The organism is Mesorhizobium sp. M0663 (genome assembly GCF_040320585.1).
Classification (GTDB): Bacteria; Pseudomonadota; Alphaproteobacteria; order Rhizobiales; family Rhizobiaceae; genus Mesorhizobium.
On sequence record NZ_JAMYPX010000004.1, the window covers coordinates 158,587 to 176,696 of the forward strand.

Annotated in this window: 24 protein-coding genes; 17 read left to right on the forward strand and 7 right to left on the reverse strand. The window is 63.5% G+C overall.

Features of this window, described 5'->3' with window-relative positions:
* The first annotated feature begins 25 nt into the window (after window positions 1–25).
* Entirely contained in the window at window positions 26–241 is a 216-nt protein-coding gene (locus tag NKI54_RS10090) for a hypothetical protein (protein ID WP_245274707.1), read from the forward strand.
* Between the two features lie 178 nt (window positions 242–419).
* On the opposite strand, the gene NKI54_RS10095 is transcribed toward NKI54_RS10090, so the two are convergent.
* The 3 genes from NKI54_RS10095 to NKI54_RS10105 form a co-directional block, all read right to left on the reverse strand.
* The gene (locus NKI54_RS10095) at window positions 420–1,124 is read right to left on the reverse strand and encodes a glutathione S-transferase family protein (protein ID WP_352691397.1); all 705 of its coding nucleotides are present in this window, start codon (window positions 1,122–1,124) and stop codon (window positions 420–422) included.
* 136 nt (window positions 1,125–1,260) lie between these two features.
* Entirely contained in the window at window positions 1,261–2,469 is a 1,209-nt protein-coding gene (locus tag NKI54_RS10100) for a beta-ketoacyl-[acyl-carrier-protein] synthase family protein (protein ID WP_352588683.1), read from the reverse strand.
* A gap of 4 nt (window positions 2,470–2,473) precedes the next feature.
* A complete protein-coding gene (locus NKI54_RS10105) occupies window positions 2,474–2,728 on the reverse strand; it encodes an acyl carrier protein (protein ID WP_023677013.1) in 255 nt (84 codons plus the stop codon).
* Window positions 2,729–2,930: 202 nt separating this feature from the next.
* Between NKI54_RS10105 and NKI54_RS10110 the strand changes: the two genes are divergently transcribed.
* Genes NKI54_RS10110 through NKI54_RS10130 form a run of 5 tightly spaced genes read left to right on the forward strand, consistent with a single transcriptional unit; the run spans window position 2,931 to window position 5,323 of the window.
* Window positions 2,931–3,773, forward strand: coding sequence for an urease accessory protein UreD (locus tag NKI54_RS10110; RefSeq protein ID WP_502898211.1), 843 nt, complete (start codon window positions 2,931–2,933; stop codon window positions 3,771–3,773).
* Between the two features lie 28 nt (window positions 3,774–3,801).
* The gene (locus NKI54_RS10115; RefSeq protein ID WP_023677011.1) at window positions 3,802–4,104 is read left to right on the forward strand and encodes an urease subunit gamma; all 303 of its coding nucleotides are present in this window, start codon (window positions 3,802–3,804) and stop codon (window positions 4,102–4,104) included.
* Window positions 4,105–4,123: 19 nt separating this feature from the next.
* A complete protein-coding gene (locus tag NKI54_RS10120) occupies window positions 4,124–4,381 on the forward strand; it encodes a DUF1272 domain-containing protein (protein WP_352492190.1) in 258 nt (85 codons plus the stop codon).
* Between the two features lie 35 nt (window positions 4,382–4,416).
* On the forward strand, window positions 4,417–5,010 hold the full coding sequence (locus NKI54_RS10125) for a HupE/UreJ family protein (RefSeq protein WP_352637364.1): 594 nt from the start codon (window positions 4,417–4,419) through the stop codon (window positions 5,008–5,010).
* Window positions 5,011–5,017: 7 nt separating this feature from the next.
* Complete coding sequence (locus tag NKI54_RS10130; protein ID WP_023677008.1) at window positions 5,018–5,323, forward strand: urease subunit beta; 306 nt, start codon at window positions 5,018–5,020, stop codon at window positions 5,321–5,323.
* A 26-nt stretch (window positions 5,324–5,349) separates the two neighbouring features.
* On the opposite strand, the gene NKI54_RS10135 is transcribed toward NKI54_RS10130, so the two are convergent.
* Both NKI54_RS10135 and NKI54_RS10140 read right to left on the reverse strand, forming a co-directional pair.
* Window positions 5,350–5,844 carry a hypothetical protein gene (locus NKI54_RS10135; protein ID WP_352492191.1) on the reverse strand — a complete coding sequence of 165 codons (495 nt, stop codon included), beginning with the start codon at window positions 5,842–5,844 and terminating at the stop codon, window positions 5,350–5,352.
* 126 nt (window positions 5,845–5,970) lie between these two features.
* Complete coding sequence (locus NKI54_RS10140) at window positions 5,971–6,354, reverse strand: hypothetical protein (RefSeq protein WP_023677006.1); 384 nt, start codon at window positions 6,352–6,354, stop codon at window positions 5,971–5,973.
* A 179-nt stretch (window positions 6,355–6,533) separates the two neighbouring features.
* Here NKI54_RS10140 and ureC point away from each other — a divergent pair, with 179 nt between their 5' ends.
* The 7 genes from ureC to NKI54_RS10175 all read left to right on the forward strand — a co-directional run bounded on the left by ureC (window position 6,534) and on the right by NKI54_RS10175 (window position 12,134).
* Window positions 6,534–8,246 carry an urease subunit alpha gene (gene ureC / locus NKI54_RS10145; RefSeq protein WP_031211834.1) on the forward strand — a complete coding sequence of 571 codons (1,713 nt, stop codon included), beginning with the start codon at window positions 6,534–6,536 and terminating at the stop codon, window positions 8,244–8,246.
* 47 nt (window positions 8,247–8,293) lie between these two features.
* A complete protein-coding gene (locus tag NKI54_RS10150; RefSeq protein WP_023677004.1) occupies window positions 8,294–8,887 on the forward strand; it encodes a hypothetical protein in 594 nt (197 codons plus the stop codon).
* A gap of 57 nt (window positions 8,888–8,944) precedes the next feature.
* Window positions 8,945–9,529 (forward strand): urease accessory protein UreE, encoded by a 585-nt coding sequence (locus tag NKI54_RS10155; RefSeq protein WP_352637360.1) that lies wholly within the window; start codon window positions 8,945–8,947, stop codon window positions 9,527–9,529.
* Window positions 9,510–10,211: an urease accessory protein UreF gene (locus NKI54_RS10160; RefSeq protein WP_031211833.1), complete on the forward strand. Its 702-nt coding sequence runs from the start codon at window positions 9,510–9,512 to the stop codon at window positions 10,209–10,211. Before NKI54_RS10155 ends, NKI54_RS10160 begins: the two co-directional genes overlap by 20 nt.
* Window positions 10,208–10,648, forward strand: coding sequence for a DUF3995 domain-containing protein (locus NKI54_RS10165; protein ID WP_023677001.1), 441 nt, complete (start codon window positions 10,208–10,210; stop codon window positions 10,646–10,648). Before NKI54_RS10160 ends, NKI54_RS10165 begins: the two co-directional genes overlap by 4 nt.
* Window positions 10,645–11,286 (forward strand): urease accessory protein UreG, encoded by a 642-nt coding sequence (ureG, locus tag NKI54_RS10170; protein ID WP_023677000.1) that lies wholly within the window; start codon window positions 10,645–10,647, stop codon window positions 11,284–11,286. Before NKI54_RS10165 ends, ureG begins: the two co-directional genes overlap by 4 nt.
* Window positions 11,287–11,366: 80 nt before the next feature.
* Window positions 11,367–12,134 (forward strand): class II aldolase and adducin N-terminal domain-containing protein, encoded by a 768-nt coding sequence (locus tag NKI54_RS10175; RefSeq protein ID WP_352577614.1) that lies wholly within the window; start codon window positions 11,367–11,369, stop codon window positions 12,132–12,134.
* Between the two features lie 22 nt (window positions 12,135–12,156).
* Here NKI54_RS10175 and NKI54_RS10180 read toward each other — a convergent pair whose 3' ends face one another.
* A complete protein-coding gene (locus tag NKI54_RS10180) occupies window positions 12,157–12,789 on the reverse strand; it encodes an HAD family hydrolase (RefSeq protein ID WP_023676998.1) in 633 nt (210 codons plus the stop codon).
* Window positions 12,790–13,149: 360 nt separating this feature from the next.
* On the opposite strand from NKI54_RS10180, the gene NKI54_RS10185 reads away from it, so the two are divergent.
* Entirely contained in the window at window positions 13,150–14,109 is a 960-nt protein-coding gene (locus NKI54_RS10185) for a sugar-binding transcriptional regulator (RefSeq protein WP_023676997.1), read from the forward strand.
* A 75-nt stretch (window positions 14,110–14,184) separates the two neighbouring features.
* On the opposite strand, the gene NKI54_RS10190 is transcribed toward NKI54_RS10185, so the two are convergent.
* Window positions 14,185–14,370 (reverse strand): hypothetical protein, encoded by a 186-nt coding sequence (locus NKI54_RS10190; protein ID WP_254815832.1) that lies wholly within the window; start codon window positions 14,368–14,370, stop codon window positions 14,185–14,187.
* A 110-nt stretch (window positions 14,371–14,480) separates the two neighbouring features.
* On the opposite strand from NKI54_RS10190, the gene gcvA reads away from it, so the two are divergent.
* From gcvA to NKI54_RS10205, 3 genes are all read left to right on the forward strand, one after another.
* The gene (gene gcvA, locus NKI54_RS10195) at window positions 14,481–15,392 is read left to right on the forward strand and encodes a transcriptional regulator GcvA (RefSeq protein ID WP_352634756.1); all 912 of its coding nucleotides are present in this window, start codon (window positions 14,481–14,483) and stop codon (window positions 15,390–15,392) included.
* A 214-nt stretch (window positions 15,393–15,606) separates the two neighbouring features.
* Entirely contained in the window at window positions 15,607–16,917 is a 1,311-nt protein-coding gene (locus NKI54_RS10200; RefSeq protein WP_352634758.1) for an ABC transporter substrate-binding protein, read from the forward strand.
* 114 nt (window positions 16,918–17,031) lie between these two features.
* Window positions 17,032–17,904: a carbohydrate ABC transporter permease gene (locus NKI54_RS10205; protein ID WP_023676993.1), complete on the forward strand. Its 873-nt coding sequence runs from the start codon at window positions 17,032–17,034 to the stop codon at window positions 17,902–17,904.
* The last annotated feature ends 206 nt before the right edge of the window (window positions 17,905–18,110 follow it).

Here is an 18,110-nt window from a genome sequence, read left to right on the forward strand (position 1 = left end):
TATCCCGGACACGGCAATTGTGCCCATGAGGGAACCGTTCGATGGAAACCATGGCAAGAAAGCCTGCGCCCGCCAAGGGCAGGGCAACACGATCAAAAGCAACTCGCGCGAAAACCAGCGCCGGTCCGGCAGCGGCGGCGCGTTCCAAGGAGGCGGCAAAGCCCAGCTTTGGCAAGGCAGCGCCGAAAAAGGTGATGCCTGCCGCGACCAAAGCCGCAGCTCCCAAAGCCGCCAGCCCTAAAAAGCCGGCAAGCAGAGGATCGATCGCAGGCAGCGCAATGCGCACCGTCAAAACGACGGCCAACGTCGCCGCTGGTGCCGTGCTTGCCACCGCCAAAGGGGCGGCGTCGCTTGCCGCTTCCGTAGTCGGCAAGAAACCCCGGACCAAAGCAAAATAGCCGAGCGGAATCGGCGTAAGATCAGCTTCTGGCCGGAATGGTGAGGCCCCTCAGCACCGCTGGACGAGCGAGGCCACGCTCCAGCCATGCGCCCACGCTGGGGAAATCGTCGAAACCGACGAGTTCCCGCGCCTCGTAGAAGCCGATCAGATTGCGCACCCACCCAAGCATCGAAATATCGGCGATGGTGTAATCGTCGCCCATGATCCAGCTGCGGCCCTTGAGCCTCGTTTCGAGGACGCCGATCAGCCGTCGCGACTCGTCGCGATAACGTTCCAGCGGGCGCTTGTCGGCGATTTCGCGCCCAGCGAATTTGTGGAAGAATCCGACTTGGCCGAACATCGGCCCGATCGAAGCCATCTGGAAGAACACCCACTGGATCGTCTCATAACGCAGCGTCGCGTCTGCCGGCACCAGCTTGCCGGTCTTGTCGCTGAGGTAAAGCAGGATGGCGCCGGATTCGAACAAGCCGATCGGCTTGCCGCCCGGGCCGTCCGGATCGATCATCGCCGGTATCTTGCCGTTCGGGTTCAAAGACAGGAATTCCGGGGTCCAGCTCTCGTTCTTGCCGATATCGACGGCATGCGGCTCGTAAGGCAGGCCAAGTTCCTCCAGCGCGATCGATATCTTCACCCCGTTCGGCGTCGGAAACGAATAAAGCTGGATGCGGTCGGGGTGGCTCGCCGGCCAGCGCCTAGCAATCGGAAACGCGGACAGATCGGTCATCGAAACTCCTGGTAGGGGACCGCGCCGAGCGGCACGGTCATGGCAGGTCGCAGAGAATTAGGCGCGACGCCTGGCGCGATCAATATGCGCATGGAAAGTTTCGCCGGCCCCGGTGAAGGACCCGCAAGGGGTGCGGTCACACGGCCTTGACCGCCAGCACCGCATTGGTGCCGCCGAAGGCGAAGCTGTTGCTGATCGCGGTGCGCACGGTGCGTTCGCGCGCCACGTTCGGCGTGATGTCGAGATCGCAGTCGGCGTCGGCTTCCCGATAATTGGCGGTCGGCGGCACGATGCCTTCGCGGATCGCCATCACGCAAGCGATCATTTCCAGCGCGCCGGAGGCGCCGAGGCAGTGGGCGTGCATCGATTTGGTCGAGGACACCGAAAGCTTGTAGGCATGGCCGCCGAACACGCGTTTGATCGCCGCCGTCTCGATCTGATCGTTGGCCTTGGTGCCGGTGCCATGCGCGTTGAGATAGTCGACGTCCTCTGGATTGAGCCCGGCATCGACGAGGCAGAAGCGCATCGCCGCCTCAGGCCCTTCGATGGTTGGCGCGACGATATCGGAGGCGTCGGCGGAAAGGCCGACGCCGGCGATTTCGGCAAGGATGGCGGCGCCGCGCGCCATGGCATGCTCATATGTTTCCAGCACCACCATGCCGGCGCCTTCGCCGAGCACGAGCCCCTGGCGGTCGGCCGAAAACGGCCGGCAGGTGTCCGGCGACAGTACCCGCAGGGCCTCCCAGCCCTTGAGGATGCCCCAGACCAGCGGCGCATCGGTGCCGCCGGCGACCATGACGTCGGCCCGGCCGAGCCTGATCTGATCGACCGCCGAGGCAATGGCGTGGTTGGATGACGAGCAGGCAGAGGTGATGCCGAACACCGGCCCGCGCAGACCAAGATTCATGCTGACATGGCCGGCTGCAGCGCCCGGCATTACTTTCGGGACGGTGAAGATGCCGGCGCGGTTCTTGCCTTCGAGCAGGATGGCGCGATAGTTCTCTTCGATTGCCTCCCAGCCGCAGACGCCGACGCCGACGATGGTGCCCATCCGGTAGGTGTTGGCCGCGTGCGGGTTCAATCCCGCCTGCTGTGCCGCCTCCCGCGCGGCGATCGTCGCCAGAAGGCTGAAGCGGTCCATCGACACGACCTGCTTGCGGTCGATGCCGTGCTCGGGAAGCGCCTTGATTTCGCAGCCGACCTTGACCTTCAGATCATGCAGCAGCGGATTGTCGATCGCGCCGATTGCCGAACGGCCGGCGCGCATTTCATTCCAGATTGCCGGTGCATTGGTGCCGAGCCCGCATAATCCGCCGATGCCCGTGATGACGACGCGCTTGTGCATTCAGTCAGGCTTTTTTCGCGATCAGCGCGCGAACCGCCTCGACCATGTCGCCGACATTCTTCAGATTGCTCCAGGCATCGACAGTGTTCATCTCGATTTCGATGCCATACTCTTCCTCGAGATCGAAGATGATCTCCGTCAGTTCCAGCGAATGGATGCCAAGGGCGGTCAGTTCGGTACTGGTGGTGATTTCCTCGCCGCCCGGCTCGGCATGAGCCTTGATCTTGGCGATGATATCGTTTGCCAGCTGGTCAGCCATTCGGTTTCTTCCCCAACTCTGTCGTTTCCCGACGCCAACTGATCAGCGCCCCTTTTGTCCTCGATTACGTCGTCATCGTCGCCTTTTACCCCCGCCAGGCGCCGGTGACCGTACCAAGGTGGCTCCCTCTATAGAAACCGAAACGCTGTCAAGCAACAAGCTATATATCGACAAAGCCGCCGCAGTGCTTAACGTTGGTGTCGTGGATACGATCGCATATAGCTTGACTTCAGTGCCGCCGGCCCAGCGTGTTGCCGGCGTCGCGCGGCTTGGCTGCGACTGGAACGGAGGCCGCACGCGTCTTCGGCGTCTGTACCAGGACGGTTCGGCCAAGATCCGCATGCCGGCGGTCTCGGCCGATCCGCTCGAAGCCGTCCTGATCAACACCGCCGGTGGGCTGACCGGTGGCGACCGTCTCGCCTGGGAGGTCGATGTCGGTGCCGGCGCCTCCGCAACCATAACAACGCAGGCCTGCGAGAAAATCTATCGCGCCGCATCCGACCGCGCCGAAGTGCGGGTGCAGCTGACTGTCGGGGAAGACGGCCACATTGCCTGGCTGCCACAGGAAACCATCGTCTTCGACCGCTCGGCCTTTGCCCGCAGCCTTGACGTGGAGCTTGCCACCGGAGCCGAGGCGCTGATCCTGGAGGCTACCGTCTTCGGCCGCCTGGCCATGGGTGAACGGGCTTCGCAAGGCCATTTCCACGACCGCTGGCGCGTCCGCCAGGACGGGGCGCTGGTCCATGCAGAGGAGTTCCGCATCGGGCCGGACGTTGCGGCCACCTTGAACCGTCCCGCAGCGGCCGGCGGTGCCGTCGCCGTGGCGACGCTGCTGATGGTATCGCCACGGGCAGAGGCTTTGCTCGAGCCGGCCCGGGGCATAGTCGGCGGCCAGGGCGGCGTCAGTTTCTGGAGCGTGCGGAAATCTGGCAAGCTTCTTGCGAGGCTGTTCGCTGAGGACGGCTACCAGCTCCGCAAGCGGCTGGTGCCGCTTGTCGAATTGCTCAACGGACGGGCGGGCCTGCCCAAATTATGGTCACTCTGATTTCGATTGTGCCACCGCAGGAAAAAGCATGAATCTGACGCCGAGGGAGAAAGACAAGCTGCTGATCGCCATGGCGGCGATCGTGGCCCGCAAGCGGCTCGAACGCGGCGTCAAGCTCAATCATCCGGAAGCGATCGCGCTGATCACCGATTTCGTCGTCGAGGGTGCCCGCGACGGCCGCGCGGTCGCCGAGCTGATGGAGGCCGGCGCCCATGTCGTCACCCGGGCCCAGGTGATGGAAGGCATTGCAGAAATGATCCACGATGTGCAGGTCGAGGCGACGTTTCCAGACGGCACCAAGCTGGTGACCGTGCACGAGCCGATCAGATAACACCGCCAAGGAGAGGAAAATGCTTGAGCTGCGTCCCAACTGCGAGTGCTGCGACAAGGATCTGCCGCCCGATGCGACGGATGCGGTGATCTGCACCTTCGAATGCACCTTTTGCGCCGACTGCGCACAAAACGTGCTCGGCGGCGCCTGTCCGAATTGCGGCGGCAACTTCTCGGCCCGCCCTATCCGTCCGGCAGCGCTGCTGAAGAAATATCCGGCCTCCACCAAGCGCGTCCTCAAGGCAGAGGGCTGTGGTCCGGCCCGCAAGGCGGCGTGAGAGGCATGATGATCTCGAAGATGGAAGCTACGCCGATGATCCCCGCTACGATGAAACGCACGACGCTGTCGGCGGTCCTGCTGCTGGCGGCAGCTATGCCAGCCTATGCCCATGTCGGCGTGGGCACGGTTTCGTCCTTCACCGCCGGCTTCTCCCACCCGCTCTCCGGCCTCGATCACATGACGGCGATGATTGCCGTCGGGCTATGGGCCGCGCTCAAGGGCGACAAAGCGACCTGGGCATGGCCGCTGGCCTTCGTAAGCGTCATGCTGGCCGGCGGCGTGCTCGGCAGGCTGCATGTGCCTATGCCTTTCGTCGAGCCGGCGATACTGGCGTCCGTCGTGGCACTCGGGCTGCTGGTTGCGCTCGCCGTCGATCTTCCCGTCTCGGCCGGCGTCGCCGTCATCGGCCTGTTCGCGCTGTTCCATGGCTACGCCCACGGCACCGAGGTTCCTGAAAATGCCGCTGGGCTCGGCTATATCGCAGGCTTTGCCGTTGCCACGGCACTGCTCCACGCCGTCGGCATCGCGGCCGGTCTCGGCCTCGGCTGGCGCTTCCGCGGGCTTGCCCGCGCCGCTGGCGCCGCTTGTGCCGCGATTGGCGCCGGCCTCGCTTTCGGCGTCGTGTGAGGCCGCGATGATCCCCGGCGAAATCATCACGGCAAGCGGCGAGATCGAACTGAACAAGGGTCTGGCGACGGTCACTTTGAAGGTAGCCAACAGCGGCGACCGGCCGATCCAGGTAGGCAGCCATTATCATTTCTTCGAGACCAATGAGGGACTGAGATTCGATCGCGACAAGGCGCGCGGCATGCGCCTCGACATCGCTGCCGGCACCGCCATGCGCTTCGAGCCCGGCCAAGAGCGCGACGTTACCCTGGTGCCGTTCGGCGGCAAGCGCGAGGTCTACGGATTTCAACAGAAGATCATGGGCGCGCTGTGAGATCGAAGGCGTCGAGCAGTTTCGGCTCAGCCGGGCGGCTTGGCCGCCGCATAGATGATGACCTTTCCCGGATCGTCGAATTCCACCGCCAGAACGTCCTCGGTTTGCACTCGCCGCGAATCGATGGCGTTGAACAGCAATGCGTTCGCTTCGATCTCCTTGCGCAGCTCGGCGATGTCGTCCCGATGTTGCCTGACCTTGTTTTCGATCGCCGGTGGCGGGCCGCCTTCAGTGCGCGCGGCATCGGTAAGAAACACGATATCGACCTTGTCGAGCTTGGATGTCTTGCGCACGGCGGCGATGTTTTCACGCGTGCGGTCGATCGCCGAACTGACCTTGCCGGCTTCCGCATTTGTCTGGGTCTCTTCCTGGCCGACCTCCGAGCCGACGATCCGGTTGACGGTCTCGGCGCTGTCGAGGCTCTGCGCGTTCAGCGCGGCGTGCGGAATGCTGGCTGCCAGAAACGCGGTCGCGGCAATCCCATGCAGCCATCTGGTGTCGGAGAAGGTGGTGATCGCCATCGCTCGTTCTCAGGGTCCTTTTCGAGGCTCGTGTCAGGGCGACAGGACCGAAACGTAACGTCCCCCGTGAAGGTTCCCTTTGTGATGCGGCGGGCTGGCCGGGCGCCGGCCCGCCGCCTCGTCTCGTCAGCTCGCTTTCTTGGTGATCAGCGTCAGCGCGCCATTGGTGCTCATGCTGGCGGCGATCACCTGCGCCGAGGTGAGCCCCTTGGCTTCGAGCGCGGATTTGACCTGCGGTGTCGCGTCGATCGAGCCGCGCAGTTTCTGCAGGTCGGCATCGCTGCGCTTGGCGATCACCTCGTTGACCTTGGCTTGAGTGTCCGCGGGCAGATCCTTGATATCGACGACGTTGATCGCCTGGATGGTGGGCGCCTGCGGCTGCGCCCCGGGCGCGGCAGGAGCAGGCGCAGCCGGCGCCGGACTGGGCTGCTGCGCAGGCTGTTGCTGGGCGCTGGCGGCGGTTGCGAGCACCAGCGTGGCGGCGGCTGCCAGAAGGGTCGTTTTGCGCATGGATGTTCCTTTCCATCGATTGGCAAATGGTCGTTTTGGGGTGGCCCGGCCACCTCAAACGCTAAATGGGATCGGAAAGTGTCGCTCAGCGGGTCATTGCGTGACCATAGGATGGCGGCAATGTGGGGCCCGGCTTCGACAAGCGGTATTTTCGGGCTGTATTTCGGGAGCAATTGCTGATGGCTAAAATCACCCGCGCCGCCTATGCGCAGATGTACGGCCCGACCGTCGGCGACAAGGTCCGGCTCGCCGACACCGAGCTGTTCATCGAGGTCGAAAGGGATCTCACTCTTCACGGCGAGGAGGTGAAGTTCGGCGGCGGCAAGGTCATCCGCGACGGCATGGGCCAGAGCCAGGTGTCGCGCGCGCAAGGCGCGGTCGACACCGTCATCACCAATGCGTTGGTCGTCGATGCCACCGCCGGTATCGTCAAGGCAGATATCGGCCTCAGGGACGGCCGTATCGCCGCGATCGGCAAGGCCGGCAATCCGGATACCCAAGGCGGCGTCACCATCATCATCGGTCCCGGCACCGAGATCATCGCCGGCGAGGGCAAGATCCTGACCGCCGGCGGCTTCGACGCGCATATCCACTTCATCTGCCCGCAGCAGATCGAGGAAGCGCTGATGTCGGGCATCACCACCATGCTCGGCGGCGGCACCGGCCCGGCGCACGGCACGCTGGCCACCACCTGCACGCCTGGGCCGTGGCATCTGGCGCGCATGATCCAGTCTTTCGACGCCTTCCCTATGAATATCGGCCTGTCGGGCAAGGGCAACGCGTCCCTGCCTGCCGCGCTCGAGGAGATGGTGCTCGCCGGCGCCTGCTCGCTGAAGCTGCACGAGGACTGGGGCACGACGCCGGCTGCAATCGACTGCTGCCTGTCGGTCGCCGACGATTACGACGTGCAGGTGATGATCCACACCGACACGCTGAACGAGTCCGGCTTCGTCGAAAACACGGTCGCGGCGATCAAGGGCCGCACCATCCATGCCTTCCACACCGAAGGCGCCGGCGGCGGCCACGCGCCTGATATCATCAAGGTCTGCGGCCTGCCTAACGTCATTCCGTCCTCGACCAACCCGACCCGCCCCTACACGATCAACACGCTGGCCGAACACCTCGACATGCTGATGGTCTGTCACCATCTGTCGCCGTCGATCCCCGAAGATATCGCCTTTGCCGAAAGCCGCATCCGCAAGGAAACCATCGCCGCAGAAGACATTCTGCACGACATCGGCGCCTTCTCGATCATCTCGTCGGACAGCCAGGCCATGGGCCGTGTCGGCGAAGTGGCGATCCGCTGCTGGCAGACCGCCGACAAGATGAAGCGCCAGCGCGGTTCGCTGCCGCAGGAGACCGGCGACAACGACAATTTCCGCGTCCGCCGCTACATCGCCAAATACACCATCAATCCGGCCATCGCGCATGGCCTGTCGAAGGACATCGGCTCGGTGGCGGTGGGAAAACGCGCCGACCTCGTGCTGTGGAATCCGGCCTTTTTCGGCGTCAAGCCGGACATGGTGCTGATCGGCGGCATGATCGCCGCCGCCCCGATGGGCGATCCCAACGCCTCGATCCCGACGCCGCAGCCGATGCATTACCGGCCGATGTTCGGGGCCTACGGCAAGGCGATGACCAATTCGTCGGTGACCTTCGTTTCGAAGGCCGCGCTCGACGCCGGCCTGCGCGGCAGGCTCGGCGTCGACAAGCAGATGGTCGCGGTCGAAAACACCCGCGGCGGCATCGGCAAGCATTCGATGGTGCTCAATGACGCCACGCCGCATGTCGAGGTCGACCCCGAAACCTATGAGGTCCGCGCCGACGGCGAACTCCTGACATGCGAGCCGGCTACCGTGCTGCCGATGGCGCAACGCTACTTCCTGTTCTGAACCACAGGCGTTAGAACGACCGATGTAGAACATGCCGCGCCAGGCCTATGGACCCGCAACTCCCCTACGCCCACGACATTTTCCCGCATATCCGCATCGTCCTGGGCATGGTGATCGGCCTCGGCGTCACCCGCCTGCTGTCGGGGGTCGCCCGCATCGTCCAGCATCCCGGCCAATACCGGCTCTATCCCGTGCACCTCGCCTGGGTTGCGTCGGTGCTTTTAATGCTGGTGCATTTCTGGTGGTGGGAGTTCGGCCTGTTCCAGATCGAGAATTGGACCTTCGGCAAATACCTGTTCATCATCTTCTACGCCGTCACGCTGTTCCTGCTCTGCGCGCTGCTGTTTCCGGATTCGATGCTGGACTACACCAGCTATGAGGATTTCTTTTATTCGCGCCGGGCCTGGTTCTTCGGCCTGCTGGCGGCGACTTATCTGCTCGACGTGATCGATACGCTGCTGAAAGGGCCGGAGCATTTCGCCCATTTTGGCGTCGAATATCTGATCCGCACGCCGGTTTTCGTCGCGCTTTGCGTCATTGCGATCCTGCTGCGCGACCGCCGCTTTCACATCGCCTTTGTCGCCGGCGCGCTCGTCTATCAGATATCGTTCATCCTGCGGCTCTTCGACACGATCGTCTGAGCCCCATTGGGGCGGCGGACGCGATAGGCTAGGCTTTTTGGGAGAGGCAGTTTTTACATGAAGCTCGATATTCGCACCGACTTCACCAAATTCCCGCGCGCCGTCTCCGTCCTGGCCGCAGGCGAAGCCGGAACCACCACGCCATACGACAGTGCGGTGCTTGCCCATGACGAGCGGCATCTGCGCCGTCGCGCCATCGAAACGGCCCGTAGCGACAAGGTGCTGGTCGACCTGCCCGAACCGGTGACCTTGAACCATAGTGACCGGCTGGTGCTGGAGGATGGCCGCCACATCGAGATCGTCGCGGCCGAGGAGCCGCTCTACGACGTCCGGGCCAGCGACCCTGTCCATCTGGCAGAGCTTGCCTGGCACATCGGCAACCGCCATCTCGCAGCCGCCATCGAAGCTGGGCGCATCCTCATTCTGCGCGACCATGTCATCAAGGCGATGCTGGAGGGATTGGGCGCCACCGTTAGCGACGTCTCCGAGCCGTTCAAGCCGGTGCGCGGCGCCTATTCCGGGCATGGCGGCCACGGCCACGCTCATGCCGAGGCGCATGCGCACAGCCACGCCGAAGCGCATTCCCATACCCATAGCGAATCGCATTCCCACAGCCATTCGCATGACCATGACCATGACTGACCAGCCTTCCAACGTTGCCCAGCCTTCCAATATTGCTTTGTTGCGGCTGATGGCGTGGCTGTCGCCTTCCTTCCCGGTCGGCGGCTTTTCCTACAGCCATGGTCTCGAGCAAGCCGTGCATGCCGGGCTGGTTGCCGACAGCAAAGAGCTCGCCGCGTGGCTGGAAACGCTGGTCGAGATGGGTTCGGGCTGGAATGATGCGGTGCTGTTTGCCGAAAGCTGGCGCAGGGGGCGCGAAACCGGCGATCTCGATGAAATCGTCGCCCTTGCCGAAGCTCTGGCAGGCTCGCGCGAGCGCCATGCCGAGACCATGCTGCAGGGCGCTGCTTTCCTGAAGGCGGCCTTCGCCTGGCCGTGCCAGGTGCTGGATCGCCTGCCGGCCGAATGTGCCTATTGCGTTGCCGTCGGCGCCGTTGCCGGCGATCACGGCATTGCGCTGCGGGACGCCCTGGCGGCCTTTCTGCAGGCCTTCTTCTCCAATCTCGTCCAGGCCGCGATCCGGCTCGGCATCGTTGGCCAGAGTGCCGCGATGACGCTACTGGCCGCCTTCGAACCGCTTGCCCTGGCCACGGCCGACCGCGCTGCCGGCTCGACCCTCGATGATCTCGGCGGCTGCGCTTTCATCTCCGACGTCACGGCGATGAAGCACGAAGCCCAGTATTCGCGGCTGTTCCGCTCATGATCGTCCTCGCTTTCGCGCTCTCGCTGGTCCTGCTGTTGATCACAGCACTGCATGTCTATTGGGGCATTGGCGGCATCTGGCCGGGCAGGGACGCCGCCTCCTGCGCTCGCGCGGTCATCGGCTTTCGCGGCGTCGACGAGATGCCGGCACCCTTCGCCAGCTTCGCCGTTGCCGCCTGCCTCGGCCTGGCGACGCTGTGGCCGATGGCGCTCGAAGGCGTGTTCGCCACGCCCTTTCCCAAGGCCGGGCTGGCCGCCACGGCGCTGCTCATCGCGCTGGTCTTCCTGGCGCGCGGCATTGCCGGCTTCACGCCGTGGTGGCGCCGGCTGGCGCCCGAACAGCCTTTCGCGCGGCTTGATGTCAGCTACTATTCGCCGCTCTGTCTGTTGATCGGGCTCGGCTTCGCCATTCTTGCCATCACGGAGTTCCCTAGATGACACAAGCCAACGGTCCTCTTCGCATCGGCATCGGCGGCCCGGTCGGCTCCGGCAAGACGACGCTCACCGAAAAGCTCTGCAAGGCGCTGCGTGACGAGTTCTCGATCGCCGTCGTCACCAACGACATCTACACCAAGGAAGATGCCATGATGCTGGCCCGGCTTCAGGCGCTGCCCGAGGATCGCATCATCGGCGTCGAGACCGGCGGCTGCCCGCACACCGCCATTCGCGAGGACGCCTCGATCAATCTGCAGGCGATCGCCGAGATGACCAAAAAATTCCCGGATCTCGACATCGTCTTCATCGAATCGGGCGGCGACAACCTCGCCGCCACCTTCTCGCCGGACCTTGCCGACCTGACGCTCTATGTCATCTCGGTTTGCCAGGGCGAGGAGATTCCGCGCAAGGGCGGACCGGCGATCACCCGGTCCGATTTCCTGGTCATCAACAAGAGCGACCTTGCGCCCTATGTGAACGTCAATCTCGACATCATGGAACGCGACGCTGCCCGCATGCGCGGCAAACGGCCGTTTGGCTTCACCGACCTGTCGCGCGGCAAGGGCCTGCAGGAGGTGATCGATTTCATCGTCGAGCATGGCGGGCTTCGGGTCGGCGCGGCCACCAGCACGGCGGCATAACGGCGCTCGCCTGTACCAAACGAAACCGGTTGCGCGTGTTCCAGCCGCGCGGCATCCTTGCTTCTTTCACGGAGGTTACGATGAGCATCACGCGCCTGCAGAAGGAAGTGCTGACCAACCTGCCGTTCTATGAGGAGCGCGTCGATCTGGCTTGCGCCTTCCGCTGGACGGCGCGGCTTAACATGCATGAGGCGGTGGCCAATCATTTTTCGCTGGCGGTCAACGACGATGGCTCGCAATTCCTGATGAACCCTAACCAGGTGCATTTCTCGCGCATCAAGGCGAGCGATCTGCTTCTGATCGACGCCAATGATCCCGACACGCTGGTCGGCCCGAATGCGCCCGACCCGACGGCGTGGGGCCTGCATGGTGCCATCCATCGCAACGTGCGTCATGCACGCTGCGTCATGCATGTCCACTCGATCCACGCCACCGTGCTTGCCTCGCTCGCCGACTCGACGTTGCCGCCGATCGACCAGAACTCGGCGATCTTCTTCAACCGCCATGTCGTCGACGCTCATTATGGCGGGCTGGCCTTCGAGGAAGAGGGCGAGCGCTGCTCCCAGCTTCTTGTCGACCCGAAGGTCAAGGTGATGATGATGGGCAACCATGGCGTGCTGGTCATCGGCGACAGCGTCGCCGACACCTTCAACCGCATGTTCTATTTCGAGCGCGCCGCCGAAACCTATATCAAGGCGCTGTGGACCGGCCGGCCGCTGCGGGTACTGTCGGATGAGATCGCGGAGAAAGCGGCAAGGGAACAGGAAGACTATCCCGGCCAGGCCGAGCGCCACCTTTCCGAACTGAAGGCGATCCTCGACGAGCAGGAGCCTGCCTACCGGAGTTGAGCGCGGTCCCGCCGGGCCTGGCTTAAAGCCCGAGTTCGGCCCGCAATTCGCCGGCGCTGTTGATGACAATCGCCCCCGGCGGCCCCTCCATGGGCACCTCTGGCCAGAAAATCGTCTTCATTCCAGCTGCCAGCCCCGCCGTGGCGCCGGTCACGCTGTCGTCGACCGCCACGGCCTCGGCGGGATCGACGTCGGCCAACCAGGCGGCGCGCAGGAAAGGTTCGGCATGCGGCTTGCCTTCACGCACGTCGTTGCGGCTGACCGTCTTCATGCCGGGATATACGAGGCCTACGGCGCGCAGATTGGCATCGACGATCAGCCTGTCCGAGTTGGACACCACCGCTTGCGGCACGCCAAGCGCGAGCAGCTCATTGAAAATCTCGATCGCGCCGGTGCGTGGCGTCAGCGTTTCGGCCATCGGCAGATAGTGATCGTATTTGCGCACGATCCAATCGTCGAAAGGCAGGTCGAGGCCGAACTCGTCGCGCAGCATTTCGTAGACCGGCCATGCGGCGATGCCGAGCACGCGCTCATGCAGGTCGGCCGGCGGCGCGATGCCGACGCTGTGCAGCGCCGCAATCAGCGCCGCCTCGTGCAGCGGCTCGCTGTCGACCAGCGTGCCGTCCATATCCCAGAAAACCGCTTTCGGCGTCATGCAAGGCTCCATTCTCAAAAAATTCCTTAAAGCGTTTAGCGCGCGAGATAAACCGCCGCGTCCCCGCTAATGCATGTCGCGCAAAGTGTGCAGCGGTTTTGCGATGACGACATGCATAAAAAGGAACCTAAAACGCGTCGCATGAGGCCGATCGAACGCAACGCGCTTTAGAACCGGGATTGGTGCGACCTCGACAGCCTTGCTGTTGCAACGAGACTGGGTCGACCTGTCACTTCGCTCCAAACACCAAGTTTCATCACTAAGCAATTGCTCTTACAATAGGCAATTGCGCGCAAGTTCATTCCCTGCGAAACTACTGCGCTCCGCCTCTTATGCTCGGCGGGGTTGGGAGGCAGGAACTTGAATTCGCGGCAGGACAGCGGCGGCAACAGGCTGGACGACGCGGCGCGTGCCGGCTGGCTCTATTATGTCGCAGGCAACACCCAGGACCAGATCGCCGCCACGCTTGGCATCTCGCGGCAGACGGCGCAGCGGCTGGTGTCGCTCGCAGTCTCCGAAGGGCTGATCAAGGTGCGCGTCGACCATCCGATCGCCAATTGCCTCGACCTTGCGGCACGGCTGAAATCGCGCTTTGCGCTTGATCTGGTCGAGGTGGTGCCGAGCGACCCTTCTTCTTCCTCCACCGTCATCGGCGTCGCCGAGGCGGCGGCGGCCGAGATCGAACGGCGGCTGCGGTCGCCGGTGCCGATCGTAATGGCGATCGGCACCGGCCGCACGCTGAAGGCCGCGATCGAGCAACTGCCGCCGATGGAATGCCCGCAGCACAAAGTGGTGTCGCTGACCGGCAACATCTCGCCGGACGGCTCGGCGGCCTTCTACAACGTCATCTTCACCATGGCCGACAGGGTCAAGGCGCGTTCGTTTCCGATGCCTTTGCCGGTCATCGCTTCCTCGCCCGAGGAGCGCGAGATGCTGCTCAGCCAGCCGATGATCCAGCCGACGCTGGCGCTTGCGGCCGAGGCCGACGTCACCTTTGTCGGCATCGGCGATCTCGGCCCGAAGGCGCCGCTTTACGAGGACGGCTTCATTTCGGAGGGCGAATTAAAGGCGCTGCAGAAGGCCGGCGGCGTCGCCGAGATCGTCGGCTGGGTATTCGATCGTGACGGCCGCATGATCGAGGGCATCACCAATGATCGGGTGTCGTCGGCGCCGCTGCCGTCGCGCGAAAAGTCGCTGGTGATCGCGCTTGCCATGGGCGACCGCAAGCTGCCGGGCATCTTCGCCGCCGTCAACCGGCGGTTGGTCAACGGCCTCATCACCGATGAGCGGACCGCCGCCGCCTTGCTGGCGGGCGCATGATCTCCGAGCCGCTGGCGGTCGGAAACGATCATGTGAAATCGAAACGCATCTGAATCCCCGATAAAACGAGCGTCACTACTGGTGCCGGCCGCAAGGATCGTTGCCGTCGAGAAAGCCCATGTCGCGCTGCAGATGCGGCGGCAGCTCCCGGACGTCGAGATAGGCCCGTTTCCGCGCCGCGTGCCTTGCCAATCCCCGCGCCAACCGTGAAAACCAGCCATGGGCTGGAGCAAGAAGCAGCTTTTCCTGTATTGTGGTCATGATCGTCAGCCTTCGCTATCTCTAGGCGTAATTGATCTTCAATACGGAATATCGGTAGGACCGGCCGGTGCCGCCAATCAAACGTCGATCACTGCCCATAAGGAGGGCTTATGCCGGAGCTCAATTCACGACAGCTGGTTTCGCAGCTTCCTCCGCTTCAGGCGATCCGGGTGTTCGAGGCGGTGGCGCGGCATCTCTCGTTCACCAAGGCCGCCCAGGAGCTTGGCATGACGCAGGCGGCGGCAAGCTATCAGATCAAGCTTCTGGAGGAGCGCATCGGCGCGCCCCTGTTCTTGCGCCAGCCAAAACAGATCGTGCTGACCGAACCCGGCCAGCGCCTGGCGCCTGCGGTCAGCGAGGCGTTCGCGCTGTTGAGCGGCGCCTATGCCGCCGCGCGCACCGGCGCCGACGGCTTGCTTTGCGTTTCGACGCTGCTGACATTTGCCTCCAACTGGCTGGCGCAGCATCTCGGTTCGTTCCAGGTCGCGCATCCGTCGCTGGCGGTGCGCGTCGATACTTCGAACAGGGTTGTCGACTTTGCCAGAGAGGATATCGACATCGCCATCCGCTCCGGCGGCGGCAACTGGCCGGGCGTCGAGACCCATATGCTTTTCAGGGCCGATTTCACGCCGGTCCTTAGTCCAAAGCTCGCGGCAAGCATCGGCGGCGTCAAGGAGCCGGCCGACCTGCTGCGGCTGCCGATCCTCGACCCGGGTGACATCTGGTGGCGGGACTGGTTTGCCGCCGCCGGCCTGCCGGTCGAGGAACTGGCCAGGCGTCCCGGCACCAGCATGGGCGCGCAGGCCTACGAGGCCAATGCCGCGATTGCCGGCCACGGCGTGGCGATCGTTACCAAGGCGCTGTTCAAGACCGAACTTGCCGACGGCCGCCTGATCCAGCCCTTTGATCTGGTCGGAGACGACGGCCACGCCTATTGGCTGGTCTATCCGACGGCACGACGCAACGTGCCGAAGATCCGCGCCTTCCGCGATTGGATCCTGAGCGAGATCGCTTGCCAGTAGGCTGAATCCCAGCAAGCCCGATAGCAAAGCGCCGGGCCCAATCAGCCCGGCCGAATCCTTCGTCAGACATGCCGCAAACGTCCCAGGCTTGCCGCTGCACGAGACCCGGCGTGCTGCGCTGCAGCAACGAATCCGTCTTGACATAATTCATCGCAAGTGAGTAATTGCTCACAGCCAAGGCAAATGCTCATCTTGGTTTATGGGAGGAATTTTGATGAAACTTCGCACGTTCACCCTAGGCCTGTTCTCGGCCGGCGCCCTCGCTTTCGCCGCGCATGCCGAATCCATCACCATCGCCACGGTCAACAATGGCGACATGGTCCGCATGCAGAAGCTGACCGACGACTTCACCGCCAAAAATCCCGACATTCAGCTGCAGTGGGTCACGCTCGAGGAAAACGTCCTGCGCGAGCGCGTCACCACCGACATCGCCACCAAGGGTGGCCAGTACGACGTGATGACCATCGGCACCTACGAAGTGCCGATCTGGGCCAAGCAGAACTGGCTTTTGCCGCTCGACAAGCTCGGCGACGATTACGACGTCAAGGACATCATCCCGGCCATAGCCGGCGGCCTGTCGGTCGACGGCAAGCTCTACGCAGCCCCGTTCTACGGCGAAAGCTCCTTCGTCATGTACCGCAAGGACCTGATGGACAAGGCCGGACTCAAGATGCCCGATGCACCGACCTGGGACTTCATCAAGCAGGCCGCCGACAAGATGACCGACCGCGCCAACGGCGTGAACGGCGTCTGCCTGCGCGGCAAGGCCGGCTGGGGCGAGAACATGGCCTTCCTGACCGCCATGTCGAACTCATTCGGCGCGCGCTGGTTCGACGAGAACTGGAAGCCGCAATTCGACCAGCCCGAATGGAAGAACACGCTGCAGTTCTATGTCGACCTGATGAAGGCCGACGGCCCCGAGGGCGCGTCGTCCAACGGCTTCAACGAAAACCTGGCGCTGTTCCAGCAGGGCAAATGCGGCATGTGGATCGACGCTACCGTCGCTGCCTCCTTCGTTTCCGACCCGAAGAACTCCACCGTCGCCGACAAGGTCGGCTATGCGCTGGCGCCGGACAATGGCCTCGGCAAGCGCGGCAATTGGCTGTGGGCATGGTCGCTAGCCATCCCCGCCGGCACGCAGAAGGCCGACGCCGCTCAAAAGTTCGTATCCTGGGCAACCAGCAAGCACTATGCCGAGCTCGTCGCCTCGAAGGAAGGCTGGGCCAACGTTCCGCCGGGAACGCGCTCGTCGCTCTATGCCAATCCCGAATACCAGAAGGCAGCACCTTTCGCCAAGATGACGCTGGACTCGATCAACTCCGCCGATCCGACGCACCCGACCGTCAAGCCGGTGCCTTATGTCGGCGTCCAGTTCGTCGCCATTCCTGAGTTCCAGGGTCTCGGCACCACCGTCGGCCAGCTCTTCTCGGCGGCACTTGCCGGCCAGTCGAGCGTCGACGATGCCTTGAAGCAGGCGCAGGACGCCGCCACCGCGACGATGACCGAGGGCGGTTACATCAAGTAAGCTCCTCCCGGTGCCGGTTGCCAATGGCGACCGGCAACGGCCGCCCGAATCCCAGTTCGGGCGGCCAGCTTTCACACCGCTGAAAAACTTGGCCGACCTCGAAGGGTGACCGTCATGGCTACTCAGCAGACCCGTTCGCTTGCCCGTTTCATGATGGCGCCATCCGTGGTGCTGCTGCTGGTCTGGATGATTGTGCCGCTGGCATTCACGCTGTGGTTTTCCTTCCAGCAATACAACCCGCTCAATCCGATGCGCGACGGCTTCGTCGGGTTTTCGAACTACGCGCTGTTCTATTCCAACCCGGCATTCCTGCAGTCGATCCTCAACACGCTCACCATCGTCGTCAGCGTGCTTTTGATCACGGTGATCGGCGGTATTCTGCTCGCCCTTCTGCTCGATCAGCCGATGTGGGGACAGGGCATCGTCCGCATCCTTGTCATCTCGCCGTTCTTCGTCATGCCACCGGTGGCAGCACTGGTCTGGAAGAACATGATCATGCATCCGCAGTACGGGGTTTTCGCCGATATTGCGCGCTTCTTCGGCGGGCAGCCGATCGATTGGTTCGGGCAGCACCCGCTCCTGGCGATCATCATCATCGTTGCCTGGCAATGGCTGCCGTTTGCTACGCTGATCCTGTTGACCGCGCTTCAGTCGCTCGACGTCGAGCAGAAGGAAGCCGCCGAAATGGACGGCGCCGGCTTCATCAGCCGCTTCATCTATTTGACGCTGCCTCATATGTCGCGCGCCATAACCGTCGTCATCCTGATCCAGACGATCTTCCTGCTGTCGGTCTATGCCGAGATCCTCGTCACCACCAATGGCGGCCCGGGTTACGCCTCCACCAACCTGCCCTTCCTCGTCTATCAGAAGGCATTGCTGGAGTTCAAAATCGGCCAGGCGTCCGCCGGCGGTATCATTGCCGTCATTCTCGCCAACATCGTTGCCTTCTTCGCCATGCGCGCTGTCGGCAAGAACCTGGATAAATAAGGGAGGATAAGATGGCACGTGCGCTGAACCACCCCCACTCCGTCCCGCTGCGCGGGACACCTCTCCCCCTGCCCGGGAGAGAGGAAAGGCCTGCATCGAAGCCGCGCCCTTCCTCTACCCCGTCGATCGGGGGAGAGGTGGTTTGCGCAGCAAACCGGAGTGGGGGTCGACCCTGCCGCCAACATCGCCGATAGGGAGGACCTGAC

Coding starts and splice junctions, on each gene's coding strand:
- NKI54_RS10090 (WP_245274707.1), top strand. CDS start 26: ATGAGGGAACCGTTCGATGGAAACCATGGCAAGAAAGCCTGCGCCCGC.
- NKI54_RS10095 (WP_352691397.1), bottom strand. CDS start 1,124: ATGACCGATCTGTCCGCGTTTCCGATTGCTAGGCGCTGGCCGGCGAGC.
- NKI54_RS10100 (WP_352588683.1), bottom strand. CDS start 2,469: ATGCACAAGCGCGTCGTCATCACGGGCATCGGCGGATTATGCGGGCTC.
- NKI54_RS10105 (WP_023677013.1), bottom strand. CDS start 2,728: ATGGCTGACCAGCTGGCAAACGATATCATCGCCAAGATCAAGGCTCAT.
- NKI54_RS10115 (WP_023677011.1), top strand. CDS start 3,802: ATGAATCTGACGCCGAGGGAGAAAGACAAGCTGCTGATCGCCATGGCG.
- NKI54_RS10120 (WP_352492190.1), top strand. CDS start 4,124: ATGCTTGAGCTGCGTCCCAACTGCGAGTGCTGCGACAAGGATCTGCCG.
- NKI54_RS10125 (WP_352637364.1), top strand. CDS start 4,417: ATGATCCCCGCTACGATGAAACGCACGACGCTGTCGGCGGTCCTGCTG.
- NKI54_RS10130 (WP_023677008.1), top strand. CDS start 5,018: ATGATCCCCGGCGAAATCATCACGGCAAGCGGCGAGATCGAACTGAAC.
- NKI54_RS10135 (WP_352492191.1), bottom strand. CDS start 5,844: ATGGCGATCACCACCTTCTCCGACACCAGATGGCTGCATGGGATTGCC.
- NKI54_RS10140 (WP_023677006.1), bottom strand. CDS start 6,354: ATGCGCAAAACGACCCTTCTGGCAGCCGCCGCCACGCTGGTGCTCGCA.
- ureC (WP_031211834.1), top strand. CDS start 6,534: ATGGCTAAAATCACCCGCGCCGCCTATGCGCAGATGTACGGCCCGACC.
- NKI54_RS10150 (WP_023677004.1), top strand. CDS start 8,294: ATGGACCCGCAACTCCCCTACGCCCACGACATTTTCCCGCATATCCGC.
- NKI54_RS10155 (WP_352637360.1), top strand. CDS start 8,945: ATGAAGCTCGATATTCGCACCGACTTCACCAAATTCCCGCGCGCCGTC.
- NKI54_RS10160 (WP_031211833.1), top strand. CDS start 9,510: ATGACCATGACCATGACTGACCAGCCTTCCAACGTTGCCCAGCCTTCC.
- NKI54_RS10165 (WP_023677001.1), top strand. CDS start 10,208: ATGATCGTCCTCGCTTTCGCGCTCTCGCTGGTCCTGCTGTTGATCACA.
- ureG (WP_023677000.1), top strand. CDS start 10,645: ATGACACAAGCCAACGGTCCTCTTCGCATCGGCATCGGCGGCCCGGTC.
- NKI54_RS10175 (WP_352577614.1), top strand. CDS start 11,367: ATGAGCATCACGCGCCTGCAGAAGGAAGTGCTGACCAACCTGCCGTTC.
- NKI54_RS10180 (WP_023676998.1), bottom strand. CDS start 12,789: ATGACGCCGAAAGCGGTTTTCTGGGATATGGACGGCACGCTGGTCGAC.
- NKI54_RS10190 (WP_254815832.1), bottom strand. CDS start 14,370: ATGACCACAATACAGGAAAAGCTGCTTCTTGCTCCAGCCCATGGCTGG.
- gcvA (WP_352634756.1), top strand. CDS start 14,481: ATGCCGGAGCTCAATTCACGACAGCTGGTTTCGCAGCTTCCTCCGCTT.
- NKI54_RS10200 (WP_352634758.1), top strand. CDS start 15,607: ATGAAACTTCGCACGTTCACCCTAGGCCTGTTCTCGGCCGGCGCCCTC.
- NKI54_RS10205 (WP_023676993.1), top strand. CDS start 17,032: ATGGCTACTCAGCAGACCCGTTCGCTTGCCCGTTTCATGATGGCGCCA.